At 64.1% G+C, this 15,228-nt stretch carries 15 protein-coding genes; 14 read left to right on the top strand and 1 reads right to left on the bottom strand.

Going from position 1 to position 15,228, the window contains the following annotated elements; genetic code table 11:
• Positions 1 to 62: 62 nt before the first annotated feature.
• From pcaD to pobA, 6 genes are read left to right on the top strand one after another with little or no spacing between them, the layout of a single operon-like run.
• Entirely contained in the window at positions 63 to 872 is an 810-nt protein-coding gene (gene pcaD, locus AC1VON_RS14170) for a 3-oxoadipate enol-lactonase (RefSeq protein ID WP_483123663.1), read from the top strand.
• Positions 865 to 1,272, top strand: coding sequence for a 4-carboxymuconolactone decarboxylase (pcaC, locus tag AC1VON_RS14175; RefSeq protein WP_483123666.1), 408 nt, complete (start codon positions 865 to 867; stop codon positions 1,270 to 1,272). Before pcaD ends, pcaC begins: the two co-directional genes overlap by 8 nt.
• A complete protein-coding gene (pcaH, locus tag AC1VON_RS14180; protein ID WP_483123669.1) occupies positions 1,262 to 2,017 on the top strand; it encodes a protocatechuate 3,4-dioxygenase subunit beta in 756 nt (251 codons plus the stop codon). The genes pcaC and pcaH overlap by 11 nt, the downstream gene beginning before the upstream one ends.
• Complete coding sequence (gene pcaG / locus AC1VON_RS14185; protein WP_483123672.1) at positions 2,017 to 2,631, top strand: protocatechuate 3,4-dioxygenase subunit alpha; 615 nt, start codon at positions 2,017 to 2,019, stop codon at positions 2,629 to 2,631. Before pcaH ends, pcaG begins: the two co-directional genes overlap by 1 nt.
• A 12-nt stretch (positions 2,632 to 2,643) precedes the next feature.
• Complete coding sequence (locus AC1VON_RS14190; protein WP_483123677.1) at positions 2,644 to 3,696, top strand: 3-carboxy-cis,cis-muconate cycloisomerase; 1,053 nt, start codon at positions 2,644 to 2,646, stop codon at positions 3,694 to 3,696.
• Positions 3,696 to 4,868, top strand: coding sequence for a 4-hydroxybenzoate 3-monooxygenase (gene pobA, locus AC1VON_RS14195; RefSeq protein WP_483123682.1), 1,173 nt, complete (start codon positions 3,696 to 3,698; stop codon positions 4,866 to 4,868). The genes AC1VON_RS14190 and pobA overlap by 1 nt, the downstream gene beginning before the upstream one ends.
• Before the next feature lie 18 nt (positions 4,869 to 4,886).
• On the opposite strand, the gene AC1VON_RS14200 is transcribed toward pobA, so the two are convergent.
• Positions 4,887 to 5,558, bottom strand: coding sequence for a FadR/GntR family transcriptional regulator (locus AC1VON_RS14200; protein WP_056564565.1), 672 nt, complete (start codon positions 5,556 to 5,558; stop codon positions 4,887 to 4,889).
• Between the two features lie 224 nt (positions 5,559 to 5,782).
• Between AC1VON_RS14200 and AC1VON_RS14205 the strand changes: the two genes are divergently transcribed.
• The 8 genes from AC1VON_RS14205 to AC1VON_RS14240 are packed head-to-tail and all read left to right on the top strand — an operon-like array spanning position 5,783 to position 15,222.
• Positions 5,783 to 6,661 carry a fumarylacetoacetate hydrolase family protein gene (locus AC1VON_RS14205; protein WP_483123692.1) on the top strand — a complete coding sequence of 293 codons (879 nt, stop codon included), beginning with the start codon at positions 5,783 to 5,785 and terminating at the stop codon, positions 6,659 to 6,661.
• The gene (locus tag AC1VON_RS14210; RefSeq protein ID WP_483123696.1) at positions 6,658 to 7,437 is read left to right on the top strand and encodes an alpha/beta fold hydrolase; all 780 of its coding nucleotides are present in this window, start codon (positions 6,658 to 6,660) and stop codon (positions 7,435 to 7,437) included. Before AC1VON_RS14205 ends, AC1VON_RS14210 begins: the two co-directional genes overlap by 4 nt.
• Before the next feature lie 52 nt (positions 7,438 to 7,489).
• Positions 7,490 to 8,830 carry a metal-dependent hydrolase family protein gene (locus AC1VON_RS14215; protein ID WP_483123697.1) on the top strand — a complete coding sequence of 447 codons (1,341 nt, stop codon included), beginning with the start codon at positions 7,490 to 7,492 and terminating at the stop codon, positions 8,828 to 8,830.
• A gap of 47 nt (positions 8,831 to 8,877) precedes the next feature.
• Positions 8,878 to 9,879, top strand: coding sequence for a branched-chain amino acid ABC transporter permease (locus AC1VON_RS14220; protein ID WP_483126332.1), 1,002 nt, complete (start codon positions 8,878 to 8,880; stop codon positions 9,877 to 9,879).
• Entirely contained in the window at positions 9,876 to 10,904 is a 1,029-nt protein-coding gene (locus AC1VON_RS14225) for a branched-chain amino acid ABC transporter permease (RefSeq protein WP_172351558.1), read from the top strand. The genes AC1VON_RS14220 and AC1VON_RS14225 overlap by 4 nt, the downstream gene beginning before the upstream one ends.
• Positions 10,905 to 10,955: 51 nt before the next feature.
• Positions 10,956 to 12,203, top strand: a complete 1,248-nt coding sequence (locus tag AC1VON_RS14230; protein ID WP_056564548.1) for an ABC transporter substrate-binding protein — start codon at positions 10,956 to 10,958, stop codon at positions 12,201 to 12,203.
• Between the two features lie 24 nt (positions 12,204 to 12,227).
• Positions 12,228 to 13,013 (top strand): ABC transporter ATP-binding protein, encoded by a 786-nt coding sequence (locus AC1VON_RS14235; RefSeq protein ID WP_202323499.1) that lies wholly within the window; start codon positions 12,228 to 12,230, stop codon positions 13,011 to 13,013.
• On the top strand, positions 13,006 to 15,222 hold the full coding sequence (locus tag AC1VON_RS14240; protein WP_483123707.1) for a Tm-1-like ATP-binding domain-containing protein: 2,217 nt from the start codon (positions 13,006 to 13,008) through the stop codon (positions 15,220 to 15,222). Before AC1VON_RS14235 ends, AC1VON_RS14240 begins: the two co-directional genes overlap by 8 nt.
• Positions 15,223 to 15,228: the final 6 nt, after the last annotated feature.

Genomic DNA, 15,228 nt, shown 5'->3' on the forward strand with positions numbered 1-15,228 from the left:
CGCAAAATATCATTTTACCGAACCAAATGCGGCGTGCAATGTGGAGATGGAGGATCGAAATCGTGCCATTCGTCACCATTGGCGGCATCACGCTGCACCATCGATATGTCGAGGCGGACGGCAAGACGCCCCCGGTCGTGTTCATCAATTCGCTCGGCACCGATCTGCGGATCTGGGACGAGGTCGTTGCGCTTTTGGCCGGCGAGATGCCGCTGCTCGTCTATGACAAGCGCGGCCATGGCCTCTCCGACATTGGCGGCGGCGTCCACTCGATAAACGACCATGTCGACGATCTGAACGCCCTCATCGACCACTTCGGTTTCGACCAGGTCGTGCTGGTTGGCCTGTCGGTCGGCGGCATGGTGGCGCAAGGCCTCCATATGCGCCGTCCTGAAAGCATCGAGGGCCTGATCCTTAGCGACACCGCCCACAAGATCGGTACCGCCGAAAGCTGGAACAGCCGCATCGCGGTCGTGGAGCGCTACGGCATCGAGGCGATCGCCGATGGCGTGATGAAAGTGTGGTTCACGCCGGATTTCCATGCCGGGCGCCCCGCCGACCTTGCCGGTTGCCGCAACATGCTGACCAGGCAGGCGCTGCCGGGCTATATCGGGACATGCAAGGCTGTCCGCGACGCCGATTTCACCGAGAGCGCGCGCCGCATCGCTGTACCGACGCTCTGCGTCGTCGGCGATCAGGACGGCTCGACGCCCCCCGATCTCGTCCGCTCGCTGGCGGAACTGATCCCCGGCGCACGTTTCGAAATCATCCGCAACGCCGGACATATTCCGTGCATCGAGCGGCCGGAGGCGCTGGTCGCGCTGATCCGCGGTTTTGTCGCATCGCTTGCCCCTGGAGAGGCCCATGGATGAAGTCCCCGGCAACACGGCGAGACATCGGACAGGCCTTGACGTCCGACGGTCCGTGCTCGGCGACCGCCACGTCGATCGAGCCGAGGTCGCGGCCACCGATTTCGACCAGCCGTTTCAGGAACTGATCACCGAGGCCGCCTGGGGGACGGTGTGGGCGCGACCGGGTCTCACCAAGCGCGAGCGTTCGATCGTCACGCTGGCGCTGCTGGCCGCGCTCGGACATGATGAGGAAGTGGCCATGCATGTGCGCGCCACCGCCAACACCGGCGCCACGCGCAACGACATCTGCGAGGCGTTCCTGCATGTCGCCATCTATGCCGGTGTGCCGGCCGCCAACCGTGCCTTCAAGATCGCCAAGGACGTGTTTTCGGAGATGGACGGAGCCAACAATGCCCGCTGAGTCCGGCTCGAACCGGAGGCCCGAGACCGGCGCCTTCTTCCAGCGCGACCGGACATGGCACCCGCCGGCGCTGACGCCGGGCTACAAGAGTTCGGTGCTGCGCTCGCCGCGGAAGGCGCTTTTGTCCTTCGACAACACACTGTCGGAAACAGCGGGACCTGTCTTCGGCCACGCCATGCTGGGCGAGTTCGACAACGATCTGATCCATAATTTCGCCAGGCCGGGCGAGAGCGCCATCGGCGAGCGCATCATCGTCCATGGGCGCGTGCTTGACGAACGTGGCATTGGCGTGCCCGGCGTGCTGCTCGAATTCTGGCAGGCCAATGCGGGCGGCCGCTACCGCCACAAGAGGGATGGCTATCTGGCGCCGCTCGATCCGAATTTCGGCGGCTGCGGCCGCACCATTTCCGGCGAGGATGGCTTCTATGCCTTCCGCACCGTCAAGCCCGGGCCCTATCCCTGGCCGAACGGCCCCAATGACTGGCGCCCGGCGCATATCCATTTTTCGGTTTTTGGCCATGGCTTTGGCCAGCGGCTGATCACGCAGATGTATTTCGAGGGCGACCCGCTGATCTGGAAATGCCCGATCGTTCGCGGTATCGCCGACAAGGCGGCCATCGAGGCGCTGACGGCCGTCCTCGACACGCAGGCGACGATCCCGATGGATGCGCTCGCCTACAAGTTCGATATCGTGCTGCGCGGGCGCCGCTCGTCGCTGTTCGAAAACCGGCCGGAGGGCAATTGATGGCCCAGTCGCTCGACAGGCTGAAGGAGAGCCCTTCGCAGACAGCGGGCCCTTACGTCCATATCGGGCTGACGCCGAATTTCTGCGGCATCAGCGGCGTTTATGCGACCGATCTTGGCGCTACCATGGTCAACGACAAGACCAAAGGCGAGCGCATCGGCCTGCGCATCCGGGTGCTTGACGGCACCGGGACGCCGCTCAAGGACGCTCTGATCGAGATCTGGCAGGCGGACGCGGACGGGCTCTACAATTCGCCGGCCGAATTGCGCGGTGCCGCCGATCCGAACTTTTTCGGCTGGGGCCGTTGCCCGACCGACATGGACACCGGCGTCTGCGCATTCGAGACGATCAAGCCCGGCCGCGTGCCGTTCCGCGATGGCCGCCTGATGGCACCGCACATCACGCTGTGGATCGTCGCGCGCGGCATCAATCTCGGTCTGCACACAAGGCTGTATTTCTCCGATGAGGAAGAAGCCAATGCCGGGGATCCGATCCTGGCGCGTATCGAGCACCGCGTCCGCGTGCCGACGCTGATCGCCGAGCGCCAGGGCGACACCTACGTCTTCGATGTCCATCTCCAGGGGGAGAAGGAAACGGTCTTCTTCGACAGCTAGGAGATCCGCGATATGACCATATCGCCCTTCGACCATCCATTGCTTTCCGCCTTTCTCGGCGACGAGGAGGCGGCGAGGCATTTTTCCGTCGAGGCGGAGATAGAGGCGATGCTGGCGTTCGAGAGCGCGCTGGCGCAAGCCGAGGCCGAGAACGGAATCATCACCAGGGACGCGGCGGTGGCGATCGGGGTAGCGCTGGCCTCGTTCCGGCCGGACACGACCTTGCTGCGCGCCGCTGCCGCCAAGGACGGCGTCATCGTGCCGGAATTGGTGCGTCAGCTCAGAGTGGCGGTTGGCGAGCCGCATGGCGACAAAGTGCATTTCGGTGCCACAAGCCAGGATGTCATCGACACTGGCTTGGTGCTTCGACTGAAATCCGTCGTCGACCATCTCAGCCTGCTCCTGACCGAGACCGTTTTGCGCCTCACGTCGCTCGAGGAGCGCTTTGGGGGCAGGGCGCTGACCGGCATGACCCGCATGCAGCCCGCGATCCCTATTCAAGTAGCTGATCGCGTGAACGCCTGGCGCGGGCCGCTGCAGCGGCATCGGGAAAGATTGTCTGAACAGTCCGGGCGCCTGCTGCTCGTGCAGTTCGGCGGAGCAGCCGGCACACTGGAAAAGCTTGGCGACAAGGGACCGGCGGTGCGCGCCGCGCTTGCCGCAAAACTCGGACTTGGCGATGCGCCGCAATGGCACAGCCAGCGCGACGCGCTCGCTGATTTCGCCGGCTGGCTGTCGCTGCTGACCGGCAGCCTCGGCAAGTTCGGCCAGGACATTGCCCTGATGGCGCAGGGTGGAAGCGATATCGAGCTGTCGGGAGGTGGCGGCTCGTCGGCCATGCCGCACAAACAGAACCCGGTGAAGGCCGAAGCGCTGGTGGCGCTGGCCCGCTTCAACGCCACGCAGCTTTCCGGCATGCATCAGGCGCTGCTGCATGAGCAAGAACGTTCGGGCGCGGCATGGACGCTGGAATGGCTGCTGCTGCCGCAGATGGTGGTCGCAACCGCGGCATCGTTGCGCCTTGCCGCCGAACTCGCCTCACAGATCAAAAGTCTCGGCCACTGATGCGCACGCAGGTCGTCATCGTCGGCTCGGGACCCTCCGGCCTGCTGCTTGGGCAACTTCTGGCGGGCATAGGTGTCGAGACCGTCATTCTGGAACGCTCGAGCCGCGACCATGTGCTTGGCCGCGTGCGGGCAGGGGTGCTCGAACAGGGCACGGTCGATCTGCTTGGGGAGGCCAGTGCTGCCGCAAGGCTGCATGCCGAAGGCTTGCCGCATTCCGGCATCTCGCTCGCCTTCGACGGGCGCCTGCACCGCATCGATCTCGCCGAACTCACCGGTGGCGGGCATGTCACGGTCTACGGCCAGACCGAGGTGACGCATGATTTGATGGACAGGCGCGACGCGGCCGGCCTGGTCACCGTCTACGAGGCGTCGGATGTGGCGCTGCATGATTTCGGCGGTGCCGCACCATTTGTCACCTACGACAAGGACGGCGTCTCTCATCGCATCGATTGCGACTTCATTGCCGGCTGCGATGGCTATCATGGCGTCAGCCGCGGATCGGTGCCGGAGCGCGCGCTGAAAACGTTCGAGCGGCAGTATCCGTTCGGCTGGCTCGGCGTGCTGGCCGAAGTGCCGCCGGCAGATCACGAACTGGTCTACGCCAATCACGAGCGGGGCTTTGCACTGTGCTCGATGCGGTCGACGCATCGCAGCCGCTACTATGTGCAGTGCCCCGAGGGTGACCGTGTCGAGGCCTGGTCGGACGATCGCTTCTGGGACGAACTGCGCCGCCGCTTGCCGGAACAGACGGCGGCCAGCGTCACCACCGGGCCTTCCTTCGAAAAGTCGATCGCGCCGCTGCGCTCTTTCGTTGCCGAGCCAATGCGCTTCGGCCGGCTGTTCCTGGTCGGCGATGCTGCTCACATCGTGCCGCCGACCGGTGCCAAGGGCCTCAACCTCGCCGCCAGCGACGTGCGCTATCTCTTCAACGGGTTCTGGGACTTCTATCAGGGGAAGTCCGAGGCGGGTCTCGATGCCTATTCCGCCAAGGCGTTGGCGCGGGTCTGGAAGGCGGTGCGCTTTTCCTGGTGGATGACGACCATGCTGCACCGCTTTCCCGATACCGGCGACTTCGGCCAGCGCATCCAGGAGGCCGAACTCGACTACCTCGTGCACTCGCGCGCAGCGTCGACCGCGCTCGCCGAGAATTATGTCGGCCTGCCCTATTGAGGATGGCGGTACACGGATTTACCGGCCCAGCAGGTTGCGCTCGACGGTTCTCAGATGCGCCAGCATGGCCTGGCTGGCGCTCTCCGGGTCGCGGCGCAGCAGCGCATCGAGAACGATCTGGTGCTCGCTGCAATAGATGCCGCGGCGTTCTTCGGAAAAGGAACGCTTTTTCATTTCGAACCATGGCGCCTGATTGCGCAGGATGCGCATCAGATTGTGGATCTCCTTTAGGAAGTCGTTGCGCGAGCAGGCGAAGATGCGGTGGTGAAACTCCGCATCCCAATGCTCGAAGGTCGGCATGTCCTGCGACTCTGAAGCGATCTTATGCGCCTCGCGCACCGCGTTGAGTTCCATGGCGCTGGCATTGGTGGCGGCGAAGGCTGCCGCCGCCGGCTCAAGTAACTGCCTGATCTCCATCATGTCGGCCGGGCTGGTGCCTTCCATGCGACCGACAACCGCTGCCATCGAACCAGGATTGGTGGCGGTCAGGAATGTGCCGCGCCCCACATGCCGCACCACGGTGCCGTCGTCCTCGAGGAAGGAGACGGCACGGCGCACCGTGTTGCGCGCCACGCCGAATTCGCTCGCCAGGTCGCGTTCCGGCGGCATGCGGCCATTCTCGATCCATTCACCGGAAGAAATCCGCTTCTTCAGCGCGGTGGCGATATCGCTGGCAACGAGCTTGGGCATGTCCGGTCACTTTTATCTGATCCGATACTGAACCATTGATAACAGCTTCAGATACCGCCGTCCATCGCATGGCTGCGGTCGATATCCTGTGAAGCGGCGGGGCTGGCAATCAAATCCTTTTTGGTGCGACCAACCCAGATTCCTCTTGCGGGCTAAACCAATCGGCGATAGCGTGTAACAAAAGAGCGAATAATTGGCTCAATATTGGTTCAGGGAGGATCTGGATGCGGGTCGCGACTTTTTCGATCGCCGGCGAACGTCGCGTGGGGCTTGTCGATCTCGACGCCCAGACAATCGCGCCTTTCGATTTTTCCGTCGACCAGGCCAAATCAGGCATTCTGGCTTTGATCGAGCGCAACGGCGCCGGCATGCCGCGCACCCTGTCGCCCATCCCGCTGGCGCAGGTGGAAATCGAAGCGCCCATCCCGCAACCGCGCCGCAACATCTTCTGCGTCGGTAAGAACTATCACGAGCACGCGCATGAATTCGCCCGCAGCGGCTTCGATTCCAGCGCCGGCGCCGGCGCGATCCCGAAGCATCCGATCATCTTTTCCAAGGTTCCTGAATCGGTCGTCGCCAACCATGCCAGCGTGCTGATCGATCCGTCGGTCTCGACCGCCATCGACTATGAGGCGGAGCTGGCCGTCATCATCGGCAAGAGCGGGCGCGGCATATCGAAGGAGAACGCGCTCGACCATGTCTGGGGCTACACGATCGTCAACGACGTCACGGCCCGCGATCTGCAGGGCAGATACAGCCAGTGGCTGATCGGCAAGTCGCAGGACACGTTCTGCCCCATGGGACCATGGGCGGTGACCAGGGACGAACTCGACCTGGCAACCGCCGGCATCCGGTGTTTCGTCAACGAGGATCTGCGCCAGAATTCCCGCATATCGCTGCTCATCTTCGATATTCCGACCATCATCGCCACGCTGTCGCAAGGCATCACGCTGAAGCCCGGAGACATCATCGCCACCGGTACCCCGGTCGGGGTCGGTATCGGTTTCGACCCGCCGAGATACCTCAAGGCCGGTGACGTCGTGCGCATCGAGATCGATGGCATCGGCACGCTGGAAAACCGCTTTGCGGAGCACGCGCAATGACCACGGTCACTGTTGGTCAGGTGGTTGCGGAAGTTGTCGGCGAGGGCGCTGCCGTGGTGATGATCCATGGCCTTGGCGGCACGTCGAACATGTTTCAGCCGCAGATGGCGGCGCTTTCCGCCTATCGCGTCATCCGGCTCGACCTGCCGGGCTCCGGCCGCTCGCCGCGCCCGATCGAGCCGCTGACCGTCGAAGGGATGAGCGAGGCCGTGATCCGCGCCATGGCCGGCATGGGGGTTGCTGCCGCGCACTTCGTCGGCCATTCGATGGGCACTATCGTTTGCCAGCAGATCGCCGCGGCGCAGCCATCGCTGGTTACATCGCTGGCGCTGTTCGGCGCCCTGGCGGAACCGGCGGAAGCAACACGGCAAGGGCTCGCCAACCGGGCGCGTCTGGCGCGCTCGGGCGGCATTGCCGATATCGCCGACCAGATCGTCGCCAACGCGATTTCCGCCCACACAAGGGAAACCTCGCCGGCGGCCGTGGCCTTCGTGCGGGAATCGATCACGCGTCAGGATCCCGAATCCTACGCCCGTACCTGCGAGGCTCTGGCCAAGGCGACCGCCATCGATGCGCGCAGGATCTCGGCGCCGACATTGCTGGTCACCGGCGACGCCGACACGGTCAATCCGCCAGGGGTCGCCCAGGCGCTTGCCGACAAGATCAAGGGCGCCGTATTCTCGTCGCTGGATCGGTGCGGGCACTGGGCCACGGTGGAAAACCCGCGCGAAAGCAGCCAGAAGCTCGCCGATTTTTTGAGACGGGTTGATAGGTGAGGATTTCTGATCGGGCGTAAACTCATGCGCTCGGCAAGTTGGGAGGCTTGTGATGGCAGACGACAGCTGGAACGGCAACGGTTCGGGCAGCACGCTGTTCACCAATGTGCGTGTGCTCGACGCATCAGGTGAATATCCATACACCGGTGAGGTGCTGGTGCAGGGCAACCGCATCAAGCAGATCACCAAGGGCTCATCGCGCTTCAGCTCGTCCTCGTCGTCCTCCTACAGCGGTGGCGCGGCAGGAGGTGCAACCGTCATCGACGGTATGGGCGCGACACTGATGCCGGGCATGATCGACGCGCATCTGCATCTGTCCTGGAACAACGCGCCCGGCATCGACCCCATCCAGATGATGGAAATCGAAGAGCACATGCTGGTCACCATGGAGATGGCCAAGCTGGTGCTTGACGCCGGCTTCACCGCCGGCCGGGGTGCGGCCGCCGCAAAGCCGCGTCTCGATGTCGTCGCCAAGAAATTCATCAACCAGGGCCGCTTTCCGGGACCGCGCTACCTCGCGGCGGGTCCGGAAATCACCACGGTCGGCGGCCTCGGCGATTCCGCGCCGTCGCACATTCCGCATGAGGGGCTGAACCTCGGCCTCGTCGTCTCGGGGCCGGAGGAAATCCGTCGCACCGTGCGCCAGCTGATCAAATACGGCGTCGATTCGATAAAACTCAACCTGTCCGGCGAAAGCATCACCGGCATGGGCGCCGAGGAGACGCCGATGTCGGAAGAGGAGGTCGCCATGGCTGCCTCCGAGGCGCGCTGCCGCAACAAGGTGCTGTCGGCGCATGCGCGTTCGTCAGGCTCGGTCAAACAGTGCATCCGCCACGGCATCCAGAACATCTACCATGCCTCCTTCGCCGACGAGGAAGCGCTCGACATGCTCGAAGCGGCCAAGGACAAGCACTTCGTCGCACCGGGCATCGCCTGGCTGATCAACACAGCACGTCACGCCGAGCAGTGGGGCATCAAGCCGGGCTCGCCGCTGTCGCTTGAATACGAGCGCGAGCTCGAAATGTGCATCGAGACGATGAAGAAGATGCACCGGCGCGGCATCCGCGTCTGCATCGGCGGCGACTATGGCTTTGCCTGGACGCCGCAAGGCACCAACGCCAAGGACATCCAGACCTTCGTCGAGATGCTGGGCTTCTCGCCGATGGAGGCGATCCAGGCCGGCACCAAATATGGCGGTCAGATCATGAACATGGGTGACGAGCTCGGCATGATCAAGGAAGGCTACCTTGCCGACCTTCTCTTGATCGACGGCGATCCGATCTCTGACGTGCGCATTCTGCAGGACAAGAACCGCATCCTTGCCATCATGAAGGACGGCAAGTTCCACAAGGCGCCGCGCATGAACGAGCAGCGCCGGCGGCTGACGGCATGAGCCTGCTCGACCAGCCATCTTCGTCATCCCTCTCGGATGGCGGCGGCATGACAAGCCGGCAGGCATGGGGCCTCGTCGGCCTGCTCGCTGCCGCTGTCGTCGCATGGCTGGTCTTCGCGGTCTGGCCGGATTGGCTGAACGCGATCCTTATCTCGAAGAAGGCCTTCGTCAGCGCCGTCCTCAACGGCATCACCCTGGCGGGCCTCTATTTCCTCGTTGCCAGCGGCTTCACCCTGATCTTCGGCCTTATGCGCAACGTCAATCTGGCGCATGGCTCGCTCTACCTGCTTGGCGCCTATATCGGCTACGAAGTCACCAACCGCACCGGCTACTGGCTGCTCGGCGTCGCCGCCGGCTTCGCGGTGCTGGCCATCGTCGGTGTCGTCATGCAGGTCTTCGTTTTCCGTCGGCTGGAGGGCGACGATCTTCGCCAGACCCTGGTTTCGATCGGCATCTCGATCGTGGCCGCCGACCTGATGCTGGCGGTGTGGGCCGGCGGCACTTACCAGATCACCACGCCTGAATGGCTCGACGGCGCATTGACCTTGCCCGTTATCACGGCGGTGCGCTCCAACGGCGCCTCGGTCTTCCTCACCTATCCGCTCTACCGCGTCGTGGTGCTGGCCGCGGCGATCGTCATCGGCGTCGGTCTTTGGCTGATGCTGCACAAGACCCGCGTCGGCATGATGATCCGCGCCGGCGTCGACGACCGCGCCATGTTGCAGGCATCGGGCGTCAATGTGCATGCGGTCTTCGCCATCGTCTTTGCCGTCGGCGCCGGCCTTGCCGGCTTTGCCGGCGTCGTCGGTGGCTCGGCGCTATCGGTCGCGCCAGGCGAGGATGTCCGCTATCTCCTGGCATCGCTGGTGGTCGTCATCGTCGGCGGCATGGGCTCGATCACGGGCGCCGCCATCGGCGCACTGCTGATCGGCCTGGCCGAGCAGATCGGCCTCGTCTACTTCCCGACCTATGGCATCGTGCTGACGTTCGTCATCATGGTGGTGACGCTGGCGGTGCGGCCGCAAGGCATCATGGGGAAGGCACGATGAGTCTGGCCATCCCCGCCACCAGCGCCACGCCGCAGCAGAACTGGCTGGAGAAGCTCGGCGCCGGCCACATCATCCTTGCCGTCGCACTGGTGCTTTATCCATTGGTGGCGTCCGATTTCTTCCTGACGCAGATCGGCGGCTATTCGCTGATCTTCGGCATGCTGGGCCTGTCGCTGATGCTGCTCGCCGGCTATGGCGGCATGGTCAGTCTGGCGCAGATCACCGTCGCCGGCATAGCGGCGTATGCCATCGCCATCCTTGGCAACAACAACTCCAGCATTCTCGGTCTCGGCTGGCCGTGGTGGCTCGCGGTTCCGTTCGCGGTTCTCGCGGCGGCCTTGGCGTCGGCGCTGATCGGCTGGATCTCGGTGCGCACCGAAGGCATCTACACGATTATGATCACGCTGGCGATCGCCACCGCGACCTTCTATTTCGCGCAGCAGAACTACGCCATCTTCAATGGCCATTCCGGCTATGCCGGCATCCGTGCGCCGGTCTTCTGGAGCGTCAACTGGCGCGATCCCAGGCCATTCTACTATCTCTGTCTGGGCCTGGCGGCGCTGTCCTATGCGGCGGTGCTTTACGGCTCGCGTTCGACCTTCGGCATGACCTTGCAGGCGATCCGTGACAATCCGCGCCGCATGCGCGCGCTGGGGTACCACGTCACCGCGCACAAGGTCTTCGCCTGGCTGCTCGCCGGTGTCATCGCCGGACTGGCGGGCGTACTGCTGGTCTGGTTCAACGGCCGCGTCTCGCCCGGTACCATCGGCGTCGATGCCGCGATCGACGTGCTGATCATTGCCGTCATCGGCGGCCTGCGCCACCCGATCGGGCCGTTCCTCGGCGCGGTCGTCGTCGTCCTGATGCAGACCTTCGCCATCGACATCGTCGGCGCCGAGCGCTTCAACACGCTGATCGGCATGGTGTTCCTGGTGATCGTCTTCGTCTCACCGGATGGAATTCTTGGGTTGTGGGGGAGGATCAAGCCACATCTTGCCCAGGAGTCCTTGCGTCCCGGACCGTAGCAACCGGGATGGAATGAACCACTGCAAAAATGAAATCAACGGGAGGAAATCATGAGGATGCATAGACGTACTTTACTGGCGCTGGCGGTATTCACCGGGCTGACCGCGCCTTCGATGGCACTGGCTGCCGACGACACCATCAAGATCGGCTTGCTCGCCACCTTCGAAGGCCCGTTCACGGTGCTCGGCGAGGACGGCGAGCGCGGCGCCATGACCGCCGTTGCCGAGATGAACGGCACCGTCGCCGGCAAGAAGATCGAGATCGTCAAGGGTTCGTCCGATGCTTCGCCCGACAGCGCCGTGCGCGCGGCGCGCAAGCTGGTTGAGCAGGACGGCGTCAAGGTGCTGGTCGGTCCGCTTTCGGGCGACGAAGGCATCGCCGTCAAGGACTACGCCAAGACGCAACCGAACGTGACCTTCATCAACGGCACATCGGCCGCGCAGGACACCACGTTGCGCGATCCGGCTGAGAACTTCTTCCGTTTCTCGACCGATGGCGCGCAGTGGATGGCAGGCTTGGGCACCTATGCCTTCAAGGACAAGGGCTACAAGAAGGTCGCCACAGTCGCCGAGGATTATTCCTTCCCCTACACGCAGGTGTTCGGCTTCATGGCCGAGTTCTGCAAGGCCGGCGGCCATGTGCCGTCGAAATCCTGGGTGCCGATCGGCAACAAGGACTTTTCCTCGGTCATCGCCGCCATCCCTGAGGACGTCGACGCAATCTACGTCGCGCTTGGCGGCGCCGATGCGGTCAACTTCCTGACCCAGTACCAGCAGGGTGGCGGCACCGCGCCGCTGATCGGCGGCTCGATCACTGTCGACCAGACCGTGCTGACGTCGAAAGGCAAGCTGAAGGAAGTTCTGAAGGGCACGCCATCCGCTGGCCCGACCGCCGACACCAACGACGCGCCGGCCTGGAAGGCCTTCGTCGAGGCCTACAAGAAGCAGCCGGGTGCGTTTCCGTCACCCTCGCTCTTCGCCCATGGCTACTATGTCGACATGAAGGCGACGCTGCTTGGTCTCGACCAGGTTGGCGGCGATGTCTCCGATGGCGGCAAGAAGTTGCGCGACGCGCTGTCGAAGCTGTCCTTCGACACGCCGACGGGCAAGGTGTCGCTCGACAAGAACCGCAACGCCATCGCCGATATTTTCCTGACCGAGGTCACCGAAGGCGCCGACGGCAATCTCCTCAACAAACTGGTCAAGGTCGTGCCGCAGGTCAACCAGACGCTCGGCATTCCCGAAGACGAGTTCATGAAGCTCGGCGCGGTCAACCGCGACAATCCGAGCTGCCCATAACACCACACTTGGGTGCAGCCGCCAGTGACCGAAAGCTTCGCAGCAAACCGTCTCCAGAGCACCGGCGCCTATGCGCTGGAGCTTGATGGCGTGGCGCGGCATTTCGGGGCGCTGGTGGCACTCTCGGGCATCAATATGAGGATCGCGGCCGGCGAACGGCGCGCGGTCCTCGGATCCAACGGCGCCGGCAAGACGACCCTGTTCAACGCCGTCACCGGCGATTTCCTGCCGACGGCGGGGCGCATCCGCTTCTTCGGCGAGGACATCACCGACCTGCCGCCGCATGAGCGCATCCGGCGTGGCCTGCGCCGCACCTATCAGATTTCGCAACTGTTCAAGGGCCTGTCGGTCCTCGATTCCATCTTTCTCGCCTGTCGCGGCGTCTCGCGTCGGCGGTTTTCGCTGCTGCGTCCGGCAACGACCGACGTCAACATGGTGCAAGCGGAATCGATCCTCAACGCCGTGCACCTCGAAGCCTATCGCGACACGCTGGTGGCGACGCTGAGCCATGGCCAGCAACGCCAGTTGGAGATCGCGCTGGCGCTGGCGGGCGCGCCGCGCTTCATCCTGTTCGACGAACCGGCCGCCGGCCTGTCGCCGACCGAACGTCGCGACCTCGTCGCCATCCTCAACGCGCTGCCGAAGCATATCGGCTACATCATCATCGAGCATGATCTCGACGTAGCACTCCGTGTCTCGGAATATGTGTCGATGATGCACAATGGCCGCCTGTTCAAGGAAGGCACGCCGCAGGAGATCGAAGCCGATCCCGAGGTCCAGGAAATCTATCTCGGGGGCAAGCATGGCTGAGCGTCCCGGAAAGATTGCCAAGGCAATGCTGCGCATAGACGATCTGCAGGTTTTCTATGGCGAGAGCCATGCGCTGCAGGGTGTTTCGCTGACGCTGGAAAGCGGTGTGCTGTCGGTGGTCGGCCGCAACGGCATGGGCAAGTCGACGCTCTGCAACACCATCGTTGGGCTGAAACGGGCGAAGTCCGGTTCGATCCGCGTCGATGGCCGGGAGATCACCTCTCTTGAGCCGCACGAAATCCACCGCCTCGGCGTCGGCTATGTCCCGCAAGGGCGCCGTGTCTGGCCGAGCCTGACCGTCGACGAGCATCTGCGTCTGGCCGCCGGCAACAGGCGCGATGCCAGCTGGACGGTCGAGCGCGTCTACCAGACCTTTCCGCGGCTCGCCGAACGCCGTACCAATGGCGGCTCGCAGCTGTCGGGCGGCGAACAGCAGATGCTGGCGATTTCGCGTGCGCTGCTCAGCGATCCTAAGCTGCTGGTCATGGACGAGCCGACCGAAGGCCTGGCGCCGGTCATCGTCGACCAGGTCGAGCGCATGCTGATTGACCTCGCCGCCGAAGGCGAGATGGCGGTAATGGTCATCGAGCAGAATATCGGCGTGGCGACCGCGGTATCGAACCAGGTCGCCATCATGGTCAATGGCCGCATCAACCGGCTGATGGATGCCAAGGCGCTCGCCGCCGACCGTGAGTTGCAGCAGCGGCTGCTCGGCGTCGGCCGCCATGCCGAGGAGACACCCGTCACGCCGGCGGAAGCCGCGCAGGCCCGGGAACAACTGGCGGAAGTCTATCGCGTCGACAGGGCTGGCGGCGGCTCGACCGAACCGATGCCGCAGAGCGGCGTCTATCGACCGGTCACCGAACTGCCCAATCGCTGGAACGTGCCGGTCACCGAATTGCGACAGGCCGCGGTCGACAAGACGGCACCGCAGGACGACCTGAAGAAGGTCTTCGCCATCCCCTTCGCCGAACGCATCGGCAGGACCGTGCTGGTCGTCGGCACCTTCGACACCAAGGGCAAGGAATTGCGCTTCGTTGCCGACCGGCTGAAGTCGCTTGGTCTGCCCGTACGCACCGTCGACCTGTCGACATCGGGAAAGCCGACCAGTGCCGATGTGCCCGCCATGCAGGTGGCCGGCATGCACGCGCGTGGATCCTCCGCCGTCTTCACCAATGATCGCGGCGGCTCGGTCAGTGCCATGGCGGAAGCTTTCGCACGCTGGATCGAGCGTGAGCCACGCATCGGCGGCGTCATCTCGGCGGGCGGTTCCGGCGGCACCACGCTGGCGACGGCAGGCATGCGCGTGCTGCCGGTCGGCATTCCCAAGCTGATGGTCTCGACTGTGGCGGCCGGCGATGTCGCCAAATATGTCGGCGGCGCCGACATCATGATGTTCCATTCGGTCGCCGATGTGCAGGGGCTGAACTCGATCACCGAACAGGTGCTCTCCAATGCCGCGCACGCCATGGCCGGCATGGTCGCGCAACTGCCCAATGCCGAGGTCTGGGAAGCAAGACGCAAGCTGGCGCGGCCGGCCGTCGGCATCACCATGTTCGGCGTCACCACCCCCCTGGTGCAAGCGGTGACCAGGCGCCTCGAAGCCGACTATGACTGCCTCGTCTTCCACGCCACCGGCATTGGCGGGCGGGCGATGGAAAACCTCGGCGATTCCCGGCTGCTGTCGGCCTTCCTCGACCTCACCACCACGGAAGTGGCCGACATGATCGTCGGCGGCGTGTTCCCGGCGACGGAGGATCGTTTTGGTGCTGCGATCCGGACTGGTTTGCCCTATGTCGGTTCGACGGGTGCGCTCGACATGGTCAATTTCGGTCCGCGTGACAGCATTCCGGAGAAATTCCGCAGCCGCAAATTCGTCATCCACAATCCCAACGTCACGCTGATGCGTACCACGCGCGACGAGAACCGCGCCTTTGGTGAATGGATCGGCACGCGGCTCAACGCCATGAACGGTCCGGTGCGCTTCCTGCTGCCGGAGGGCGGCGTCTCGATGCTCGATGCGCCCGGTCAGCCCTTTCATGACCCGGAAGCCGACAACGCTTTGTTCGAGGCGATCGAGAAGACGGTGCGCCGCACGCCTTTGCGCCATATCGAGCGGGTGCGGGCCAACATCAACGACACGCCTTTCGTCGACGCGGCGATCGCTGCATTCCACGCGGTCACGCCGAAGCTGCAGAGGCGGGCATGAAGAATT

The sequence above is a fragment of the Mesorhizobium sp. HAY1-8B genome, assembly GCF_056868045.1.